This window comes from Litorivita pollutaquae (genome assembly GCF_003205515.1).
Lineage (GTDB): Bacteria > Pseudomonadota > Alphaproteobacteria > Rhodobacterales > Rhodobacteraceae > Litorivita > Litorivita pollutaquae.
Window position 1 is genome coordinate 1 of record NZ_KZ826501.1, and the last position, 2,310, is coordinate 2,310.

3 protein-coding genes are annotated in these 2,310 nt (G+C 58.1%); 2 read left to right on the forward strand and 1 reads right to left on the reverse strand.

Going from position 1 to position 2,310, the window contains the following annotated elements; translation table 11 throughout:
- The coding region (locus tag DI396_RS16310; protein WP_110797474.1) for an acyl-CoA dehydrogenase family protein at nt 1–931 on the reverse strand (931 nt) is incomplete at its 3' end.
- Between the two features lie 132 nt (nt 932–1,063).
- On the opposite strand from DI396_RS16310, the gene DI396_RS16315 reads away from it, so the two are divergent.
- Both DI396_RS16315 and DI396_RS16320 read left to right on the forward strand, forming a co-directional pair.
- Nucleotides 1,064–1,849, forward strand: a complete 786-nt coding sequence (locus tag DI396_RS16315; RefSeq protein ID WP_110797476.1) for an enoyl-CoA hydratase-related protein — start codon at nt 1,064–1,066, stop codon at nt 1,847–1,849.
- A 21-nt stretch (nt 1,850–1,870) separates the two neighbouring features.
- On the forward strand, nt 1,871–2,310 hold a 440-nt coding region (locus DI396_RS16320), incomplete at its 3' end, for an acyclic terpene utilization AtuA family protein (protein WP_162617263.1).

The window sequence follows — 2,310 nt, forward strand, 5'->3', positions numbered from 1 at the left end:
TTTCGACCTCGGTGTAGATCTCGGCCAGCTTCGATTGCATCATTTGGAAACTTGCGATCGGCTTGCCGAATTGTTCGCGGATCTTCGCGTATTCCAGACCCAGCTCCAATGCGCGTTCGGCCATGCCCACGCAGATCGAGGCAACCATCGCGCGTTCCAGATCCAGACCACTCATCACCACCGAAACACCGCTGTTTTCGGCGCCCACCATGGCCGAGGCCGGCACCCGGCAGTCCTCGAACACCAACTCGCCGGTGGGCGAGCCACGGAAGCCCATTTTGTCGAGCTTCTGCGCCACTTTAAAGCCGGGGTTGTCGGTGTCGACGAGAAAGACAGAGATGCCCTTGGCGCCTTTGGATTTGTCGGTTTTGGCATACAGCAGCACCACATCGGCAATCGGCCCGTTGGTGATGTAAATCTTCGAGCCGTTGATGATATAATCATCGCCGTCGCGGCGCGCCGTGGTCGCCATAGAGCCAAGCGCATCCGATCCCGCACCCGGTTCGGTCAGGCCCAAGGCCCCGACCAGATCGCCGGAACACAGGCCCGGCACATATTTTTTGATCTGTTCGTCTGAGCCATTGCGCAACAGGTTATTCAAGCACAGGTTGTCATGCGCCCCATGCGACAGGCCCACCGCCGGGTTCCATTTCGAAATCACTTCGGACACCAACGCCTGAGTAAACTCGTTCTGACCCGAGCCGCCAAACTCTTCAGGCGCGGTGATGCCCAAAAGGCCCAATTCGCCCATTTGTTTGAACAGATCGTCGGGCCACCATTCCTCTTCGTCCATGCGGGCTTGCAGCGGATGCAAGACCTCGCGCGACACCCGATCCACATGATCGACGATCTGGCGCTGCTCATCCGTTAGCGAATAATTCGCTCTGATGGCATCCAGATCAGCCAAGGCAGATTCGTTCTGACTGGTCATTTTGTATCCTCCCGAAAAATGCTGTCTACAGTGTTGACCAAAATCAAACACATGTTAGAAAATAGATCAAGCCAAGCTTTTCGCGACCTCACGTTGCGAACAAGCGGGCGACGAAGCGGGGAGGTTTCGAAAATGGTTGAGAATGTCGTTCGTTCGCACGCCCGAGGGCATGAGACGCGCATTACGATTTGTCGACCAGACCAGCGAAACGCCTTGAACCGTGAAGTTGCAGAAGGAATCATCGCAGCCCTTACCGCCGCCGAGGCAGACCCCGACTGCCGGGTGATCGTTGTGACCGGCGAGGGCGAGCGCGCTTTTTGTGCCGGCGGCGACCTCAAAGCGGGCAGAAATGGCGGCCCGTTTATGCAAGATCCGTCTGATCCGATGCATTTTGCCGGCAAGTTGTTCGACACGATACAGGCCTGCCGAAAGCCAACCATTGCGCGCGTCAATGGTGTGGCGGTGGGGGCTGGCGCGGGCATTATCTGCGCTTGCGATATGGCGGTGATGGCGGATCATGCCAAAATCGGAACGCCCGAAGTGAAGGTGGGGCTGTTTCCCATGACCATCGTTCCGCCGATGATGCGGGTACTGCCACGGCGCAGATTGATGGAGATGTTCATCACCGGCATCCCGCTGACGGCCGAGGAATCGCTACGCTATGATCTGGTCAACTATGTGACCGATGGCGCCGGATTGGACGACAAGATTACGGAACTGGTTACGCACATCGCCGCGCAATCGCCGACGGCGATTCGGCTTGGCAAATACGCCTGCCACGCGATTGAAGACATGACCTATCCGCAGCAGATGCGTTTTACAGAAACGCTGTTGCCGCGGATTGCGCAGACAGAAGATGCGCGCGAGGGCTTTGCCGCCTTCATTGGAAAACGCAAACCCGAATGGACGGGCCGCTGACAAAGCGGGGAGGAGAAGACTATGTCTGATGGAAAACTGCGCATTGGGTGCGCCTCAGGTTTTTGGGGCGATACGCCCGAAGCGGTCGGCCAATTGGTGACCAAAGGCGAGATCGACTATCTGGTGTTCGATTATCTGGCCGAAGTGACAATGTCGCTGATGGCGCGGGCGCGGGCCAAGACGCCGGAGGCGGGTTATGCACCGGATTTCGTCAAGGCTTTGGTGCCCTGGCTGTCCGAGATCAAATCCAAGGGAATGAAAGTTGTGGCCAATGCCGGTGGGGTCAACCCGCGCGGTTGCCGCGATGCACTGGCCAAAGCCGCCGCAGAGGCGGGCATTGACCTGTCCATCGGCGTGGTTCTGGGCGACGATTTGTCGGCGCAGGCCGATGATATCCGCGCCAGCGGCCAGACCGAGATGTTCTCTGGCGTCGAGTTTCCCGATGACATCTGGAGCATGAA